This window comes from Acidocella aminolytica 101 = DSM 11237 (assembly GCF_900129125.1).
Classification (GTDB): Bacteria; Pseudomonadota; Alphaproteobacteria; order Acetobacterales; family Acetobacteraceae; genus Acidocella; species Acidocella aminolytica.
The window spans coordinates 104339-111940 of the sequence record NZ_FQVJ01000010.1; the positions used below are offsets into that span (position 1 = coordinate 104339).

Here is a 7602-nt window from a genome sequence, read left to right on the forward strand (position 1 = left end):
TTGCCAGGTTGGTTTCAGTGGAAAACCTTGCTAGATCGCCGCGATGGATCAGGCCCTTCCCAAGAGCGAGAGCGTTACCGGCATTCCGCCGCGCCGTACCTTCGCGATTATTTCCCACCCAGATGCCGGTAAAACGACGCTGACCGAAAAGCTGCTGCTGTTCGGCGGTGCCATCCGCGAGGCGGGTATGGTGAAGGCGCGCCAGGACCGGCGCCAGACGCGCTCCGACTGGATGAAGATTGAACGGCAACGGGGTATTTCCGTAACCTCCTCGGTGATGACCTTTGAGTTCGGCGGCGCGGTGTTCAATTTGTTGGATACGCCAGGCCACGAAGATTTCTCTGAGGATACCTACCGTACCCTCACGGCCGTGGATTCCGCGGTGATGGTGATTGACGCGGCCAAAGGCATTGAGCTGCAGACCAAGAAGCTGTTTGAGGTCTGCCGCCTGCGCAATATTCCCATCACCACCTTCATCAATAAGATCGACCGTGAGGGGCAGAATGCCTTTGCCCTGCTGGACGAGATTGCCGACACGCTGGCGCTTGATATCTGCCCGATGGTCTGGCCGGTGGGTATGGGGGGGCTGTTCAAGGGCTGCTACGATCTGCGTAACGACAAGCTGGTCTCCGCCAAGAAGCCGGGAGAGGAGAACGCACCGGGGGATTTCGCTATTCCCGCGGACCAGAAGGCGCAGCTCGATGAGGATGTGGAACTTATCCGCGCAGCTTACCCGGAATTTGACCAGGAAGCTTATGGTGAAGGACATCTGACGCCGGTCTATTTCGGTTCCGCGTTGAAGGATTTTTCCGTGCGCGAGCTGCTGGAAGGGCTGGTGGCCAATGCGCCCCCGCCGCAGCCACGCGCGACCGACCAGCGTGAGGTGGCACCGGAGGAAAAGCCCGTCAGCGGCTTTGTATTCAAGGTGCAGGCCAATATGGACCCGCAGCACCGCGACCGCATTGCTTTTACCCGCATCTGTTCGGGGCGCTTTACGCGCGGCATGAAGCTGACCCATTCGCGCACCGGCAAGCCTATGGCGATTCAGGCGCCGATCTTTTTCTTTGCCCAGGATCGGTCCTTGGCGGAGGAGGCGTATCCAGGCGACATTATCGGTATTCCCAACCATGGCACGCTGCGGGTGGGGGATACGCTGACCGAGGGTGAGAAGCTGCGCTTTACGGGTATCCCGGACTTCGCGCCGGAAATTCTGCGCCGTGTGCGGCTGACGGACCCGATGAAGACCAAGCAGATGCGCAAGGCGCTGGAGGACCTGGCCGAGGAGGGCGTGACCCAAGTGTTCCGCCCGATGACCGGGGCGGATTGGATTGTCGGCGTGGTGGGGATGCTCCAGCTTGATGTTCTGGGCAGCCGGATTGAGCAGGAATATAACGTGCCGATCGGCTTTGACCCGGCGCCCTTCGACACTGCCCGCTGGATCTTCTCAGAGGACACCGCCCGGCTGAAATTCTTTATCGAAGTGAATAAGAGCGCCATGAGCGAGGACCGCGACGGTGCGCCGGTCTATCTCGTTCGTAATGCTTGGGAGTTGAACCGGATGACGGAGAATTTCCCTGAGATCACTTTCTCTGCCACGCGTGAGAGGCTGTAAGGCGACCAGAAACCGTTGGGGAATTGCCTATTGGGGCAGGCCGTGTGGTCTGAACCGGCCTTCATGCGCGGAATCCCCTAATATGTCCTGGATGTAGATTTCCTGCACCATAACGATGATGGTCGCGGTGAGGGGGGTGGCGATCAGAACGCCGAAAAATCCGTAAAGCTCACCTAGAAACACCATCGATAAAACAGTGAGGGCGGGGGGCAGGTTCACGGCTTTGCGCATCACGATGGGGGAGACGACATAGCCTTCTATCAGATGGCAGGCCGTGTAGAGCAAAATCACCCAGAGGATCGCGGTTGGCCCGACTGTGGCTGCAACGATAATACCGGGAATACCAGCCAGGATGGCGCCGAGATAAGGGATGAAGGTGAGGGCGCCCGCCAGCACGCCCAAGGCGACAGGCATGGGAATATGCAGCAGCATCAGTCCCGCCGTGGCGAGAATGCCGACCACGCTCATATCGATCAGTTGCCCGAGCATCCAGTGGCGCAGCGTTTCACCCAGCGTTCGCATGATCTCCCGCCCGCGTGGGCGGTAGGGCGCGGGCATCAGGCGTATAAAGCCTTTGATGTAGAGTTGCGGTGAAACCGCGAGATAAAGGGCCGTGACAATCAGCAGGAGAATATTACCCGCCGTGCCGAAGGTGAAGCTGAGCAGGCGGGGGGCAAATGGTCCCAGCACCAAAAAGGGGCCTGATGAGCTGTAAGAATGGGCCAGGATCCGGCCAAGTATGGTGTGGGCGTATTGTTTCTGTAAGGCGTGAAAGTCCGCGGAAAGCTGACTGATGAGCTGCTGCCCCTCCGTGACGAAGCGCGGGCCGACAAGCCAACCGAACAGCGCCACGCCGCCGATAAAAACCAGAAATACCAGAGCCAAACAGAGGCGCCGAGGCAGGTTGGTGACGCGGGCAAAGGATTGCGAAGCGCCATCCAGCAGGACAGCGAGCAGGATGGAGGTGAAGATCAGCAGCGCCATACCGGACAGCAACCACAAAACCAGTCCGGCTATGGTCAGCATGACGATGAGGCGCAGCAGGCTCGCGGTGGAGCGTACGAGATGGGGGCGGCTCATAGCTGTTCGGCGATCCGTGTCGACAAGGTGGCCAGCGCCAGGCTCATTGTGTGTGCGGCGTCAGCGGGGGTGGGGCCGCCTTGCTGGGTGAATTGGATGTGTCCTTGATACAGGCTTTGCCCGCTGGGAGACTGGACAGACCAGTCCGCTTGCAGCCGGACCGCGCCGGACGGCGTTGGCATGAAATACTGAATGTTAACCAGAACCTGCTGCGCGCCGCCCGGAGGTACCGGGTCACCCGGCATGAGCACATTGGCGTTGGGCAGCCGGGTTGAAAGGTCTTGTGCCAGCGTAAGCTGGATCATGCCGCTGAGCGGCGCTGCCCAGGCGGTGTTTCCGGCCACATGCAGGGTGGAGGGGCCGGTTTGTATGATGAAATGCTGCCGGTCGATAGCCGGTGGAATATTGGGATGCGATACCGCGATGGGGTGTTGCGGGGTGGTTGGCCATGTTTGTGCAGGCGCTACGGTGGAGAGGGTGAGGTAGGTTGTGGGAGACCCAGCACAGGCGCTTAGCGTCAGTATGGCGCATAGCAGCAGTGGCAGGCGATGTGTAAGCTTCATTATCAATTCTCCCGCCCGGCGAGCAGCGCGTTGGGATGGCTGTTCAGAAAATCGGTCAGGGCGCGCAGGGATTTCGCGGCCTCGCTGATTTCGTACAACGCATGTGCGAGGCCAGTGGACTCAGGCCCCGCATTCACCGGCCCGTTGGCGCTGGCCAAGCCTTGCAGGGACGCCAAAGCGGCCTCAGCTTCAGCCGTGGTACGCTTGACATCGTGCAATATGGTCGGGAGCTGGGCTTTGGTCTGCTGAGTTATGTCGTTGATGTGAGCTACGGTTTCGTCCAGCCGTTGCAGGGTTTGTCTGGTTTGCGGCGTCGTGGAGAGATGGGCGAGTTGCGCGCTGACCTGTTGGACGTTTCCGGCGATCTGTGACAGCGGCAAAGCGTCTAGCTGGGCCAGGATGGCATTGATGCGGGTGATGGCCGTGCTGACCCCGCCGCTGCCGGGCATGGAGGGGATGAGCGGCGGAGTGCCGGGCTGCAAGGTGGCCGTAGGGGCGTTGGGCACCAGAGACAGCTTGATCATCTTGCCGCCTACGACCGGCATGCCACGGCCAAGTTGCGCACGCAGCCCTTGCTTGATTAGGGTTGAGAGCATGGCGTCCATTTGCGGGCGCGGGGTTTGCAAATCCCAGCCTGTGCCCGCGCGGCCGATCAATTCAGGTTCCAGCATGAGGGTCACGTCGGTTTCCAGGCGTTGCTTGGATGGGTCGAACCGGACGTTGACATGGGTGACGCTGCCTACCGCCGCGCCTTCAAGCTGTACTGGCGCCCGTGCCGCCAAGCCATGCGGCCCGCCGGGGAAGACAACGCGATAGGCTACCGCGCCTTCGCCTGGGGCGTCGAGCGCTGTCTGGCGGCTGCTGTAAAGGGGGAACTGAGCGCCGTCTTTTACGCCGCGACTGGGAACACCGTCCGGCGTTGTGAAGGCGATTGCCCCCGATAGCAGGGCGGGCACAGAGGCGAACTGCACCGCCGCGCCGCTGCCGCTTGGGGTGAGTTGAATGGCGCCCTCACCCCAGAACCTCGTGCTGCTGGTGATGAGATGCGCCCATTTTTGCTGGATGAAGGCACCGATCTCAAAATGTGAGCCGTTGGGCGCGAGGATGATGGAACTGACTTCGCCCACCTTGAAACCGTTATAGTTGATGGGCGACCCGGTGGAGAGATGCTCCAGCTTGCGGGTGGAGAGGATGAGATGTTCACCAGGCGGGGTGAAAGCCGGTACGGGCGGTGAGGCCATGCCGGTGGCGTGGCGGACAATCGGGCCATTCTGCGGGGCAATGGCAATAACGGGGCCGGAAATAAGATCCTTGATCTCTGACAGATTGGTGATGCTGAGATTGGTGCCCGCGATCCAATATTCGGTGCCTTTGCCGAGATGACCCTCCATCTCTTTCACGAAGCGGATTTTGACGGATAGCTGGTTCAGAGATTTAGAGAGCTTGATGGCCTCGACATGGCCTACGGTGAAGCCTTTATATTTTACCGGCGTGGAGCCCGCGCCGAGCCCGCCCGTGACGGGAAAGGTTACGGTGACTGATGGCCCGCTGCTGAGCAATGCGCCGATCCCCAGCCAGAGAATGATGATAAGCGCCGCAACCGGCAGTGCCCAGATTAGTCCTGGCCAGCGGGAGGGGCGAAAGACGGCTTCCTCCAACGGCAGATTGTCGTCAGGTGGCTGGGTGTTGCCGCTTGGCACTTATAACGCCCTCCTGTTGTGAAGAGTGCCCGCCAGCCACAAGGCGCGGGGGTCGAACACCGTGCTGGCAAACATGGTCAGCACCACAACAGCCAGAAACGCTGGCATCGCGCGACCAACGACAGTACTCAATAATCCCGGCAGATGCATGAGCGGTAGAAAGACTGACACGGTGAAAACGTCGATATGCGACCAGCGCCCGATGACGTCGATTAGCCGGTAAAGCCGGGTTTTCAGCCGCAGCCGGGAGGCGGAGTGGCGATGGATGGAAATGCCGAACCAGGCGAAGGCGAACAGCTTCAGAAACGGGATAAGAACGCTGGCGAAAAAAATTAGCCCCGCGAAAAACCAGAGATGCGCCTGCGCCAGTTTCACCACGCCGGTCATGATAGAATAGCCGTGTGGCGTGGAAAGCTGGTCACTATATTCCATGGGATATAAATACGCGACCGGATAGAAAATGAAGGCGGCGATGGTGAGTGCCATGGCGCGCATGGTGGAAAACGGGCGGCAGTGCCAGATACGTGCGCCGCAGCGCGGGCAGGGACAGCCTTCCTGGCTAGTGGGAACAGGAAAATCACAAACGGTGCAGCCGATCATGTCGGTGCTGGCATGGGTAACGTGCGGCCCCATGGCGCGCCATAATTCCCGGCGCTCCAGCGAGGCGCGGGTAATGAGAGTGAGTAAGGCAGTGGCGATAACGCAATAGCCGCCAGCCTTGATATGAATTGGCAAAAAGGGGGCGACGCGCGCGTAACCAACCATGCCGCCGATGAGAAATACATCCAGCATCGCCCATTCATCGAGACGTTCGGCCCGGCGGAAGATATGGCCGAGCCAAGCGGGGCGGTACCCAAGACGTAGGGCGCCGAGCACGAAACTCAACAGACCGAAACGCAGAAAAGGCAGTAGAATAATCTCCAGCCCGATCACGATGGCCAGCAAGGGCCAATGCTGCAGCCAAATGCCAATAACACCGGAAACAATCAGGCTGCGATTGGTGACGCCGATAACGTCAACCTGCAATATCGGCAGGAAATTGGCTGGAAAAAGAAGAAGAAATGTGGTGACGGCGCAAATGAGCGCTGTGTCGAGATCGCGGCCGTTCATGCGCTCCAGCGTGAGGCCGCAGCGTTCGCAAATGAAATTGCCGTTATTTTTTACGCTGGGGACGGCCTGAACCAGCCCGCAATGCGGACAGCCGACAATTTCACGCAGCTTGTGCATGGGCCCCACGGACTTTGACATAAACGCGCAAATTCACCCGCGGAGAGACCTGCAAAATAATCGGGAGGTTCTCTTGCATATGCTCGATCCCCGTAAAATAATCATGAACTTTGGCCGTGGGCTTCAAACTCCTCCAGCAATTTCATGTGATTTCAGGGGATCGAACCATGGATTCCGATATTGGTCAAATTTTATGTCATGATGAGCCGCTCATAAATGAGGTGACTGGAGATTTTAGCGGAAAAATCAATGCCGATACAATCCTTGGTTTTTTCGAGGGTTTTCAGGGGATCCTGCGAGGCTCCAAGGACAAAATAGGCTTATTCAATGTTTTCACTATGATCGAAACAACTGGTGTGAAATCCAGGAGGTCATTTTCTGGAACTATAAACATGCTGGATTTGACGTATTGATTGAAAGAGAGAGATTTTTCGTAAACTTGGCGCATGGCTAATAGTAGGCTAAAAATTTTCAGGTTGAAGATTTGGTTGATATTCACCGGATGTTTCGGCGAACATTATTATAATCGTTTCATTTAAGAATGGCACGAGATGAGTTCTCCGACTTTTCGCCCTGAGAATTGCCTCTGCCGCTTGAGGATAGCGAATGCCTGTTCGATTGAGTTGAAATCTGGCGAGTAACGGGGCAGTGGCAGCAGCGTGTGACCTGCTGCGGCGAGAAGTTGTAAGATTTTGGGTTTATTTTGGAACGGTGCGTTGTCCATGATTACCAAGCTGTTTGACCGCAGGGCAGGCAACAGCATCTTCTCAATCCAAGTGGTGACGGTCAGATGCGTGCAACTGGCTTCAAACCGCATCGGTGCCAACCAGTCCGACACGCGTTGCGCCATGATCAGGTTGGTACGGTTGTGGTGTTTGCCGCTGATCCGCCCGAAGACCTGCCGGCCACGGATGGCCCAACCATGCGGGCGGAGCGTATCGCCAGCAAATCCGCTCTCGTCAAAATACACCACGTTGGCTTTGCCGTGCTGGGCGATCCAATGACGTAGCGTGCGCAGAAATGAAATTCTTTCTTCGTAACGACTTGCGGCGTATGGCGTCGGTTTCTTTAGTCACTTTCAATTTCTTCAGCGCTGTCCAGATCGCATTGATGTGAACGCCGAAATGCGCCGCACGTTCCTTCAATAAGGCGTCCGGAAAGTCGCGCACATGAGCGGCAAGGGCTGCCTTATCCAGCTTACGTCGACGCTCCAGGGCAGGCTTGGGACGCAAATCCGGTGCATTAAGCCAGCGATAAAGTGTCGTCCGGCCAACTCGAAACAGCACCGCAGCTTGCGCCCGGCTGCCACCACCGCGCACATATAGTAATTCCCATTAAGAGTGTGACGTTATTAATTCATCGAGGGATTTTCCTGAGAAGCTCCGTTGCCGTTTGAGGATCGCGAAAGCCTGCTCGATTG

8 protein-coding genes are annotated in these 7602 nt (G+C 58.0%); 2 read left to right on the forward strand and 6 right to left on the reverse strand.

Going from position 1 to position 7602, the window contains the following annotated elements:
* The first annotated feature begins 43 nt into the window (after positions 1-43).
* Entirely contained in the window at positions 44-1612 is a 1569-nt protein-coding gene (locus BUB54_RS07545; protein WP_048879408.1) for a peptide chain release factor 3, read from the forward strand.
* 27 nt (positions 1613-1639) lie between these two features.
* Here BUB54_RS07545 and BUB54_RS07550 read toward each other — a convergent pair whose 3' ends face one another.
* The 4 genes from BUB54_RS07550 to BUB54_RS07565 are packed head-to-tail and all read right to left on the reverse strand — an operon-like array spanning position 1640 to position 6203.
* Entirely contained in the window at positions 1640-2692 is a 1053-nt protein-coding gene (locus BUB54_RS07550) for an AI-2E family transporter (RefSeq protein ID WP_048879409.1), read from the reverse strand.
* Positions 2689-3255 carry a PqiC family protein gene (locus tag BUB54_RS07555; RefSeq protein ID WP_048879410.1) on the reverse strand — a complete coding sequence of 189 codons (567 nt, stop codon included), beginning with the start codon at positions 3253-3255 and terminating at the stop codon, positions 2689-2691. Before BUB54_RS07555 ends, BUB54_RS07550 begins: the two co-directional genes overlap by 4 nt.
* A 2-nt stretch (positions 3256-3257) precedes the next feature.
* On the reverse strand, positions 3258-4955 hold the full coding sequence (locus tag BUB54_RS07560; RefSeq protein WP_048879411.1) for a PqiB family protein: 1698 nt from the start codon (positions 4953-4955) through the stop codon (positions 3258-3260).
* The gene (locus tag BUB54_RS07565) at positions 4956-6203 is read right to left on the reverse strand and encodes a paraquat-inducible protein A (protein WP_048879412.1); all 1248 of its coding nucleotides are present in this window, start codon (positions 6201-6203) and stop codon (positions 4956-4958) included.
* Positions 6204-6349: 146 nt separating this feature from the next.
* On the opposite strand from BUB54_RS07565, the gene BUB54_RS07570 reads away from it, so the two are divergent.
* Positions 6350-6595: a hypothetical protein gene (locus BUB54_RS07570; RefSeq protein ID WP_139284826.1), complete on the forward strand. Its 246-nt coding sequence runs from the start codon at positions 6350-6352 to the stop codon at positions 6593-6595.
* Positions 6596-6717: 122 nt separating this feature from the next.
* On the opposite strand, the gene BUB54_RS19925 is transcribed toward BUB54_RS07570, so the two are convergent.
* Positions 6718-7155, reverse strand: coding sequence for a transposase (locus tag BUB54_RS19925; RefSeq protein WP_158320126.1), 438 nt, complete (start codon positions 7153-7155; stop codon positions 6718-6720).
* Complete coding sequence (locus BUB54_RS19930) at positions 7142-7501, reverse strand: IS630 transposase-related protein (protein WP_082075699.1); 360 nt, start codon at positions 7499-7501, stop codon at positions 7142-7144. Before BUB54_RS19930 ends, BUB54_RS19925 begins: the two co-directional genes overlap by 14 nt.
* Positions 7502-7602 lie beyond the last annotated feature (101 nt).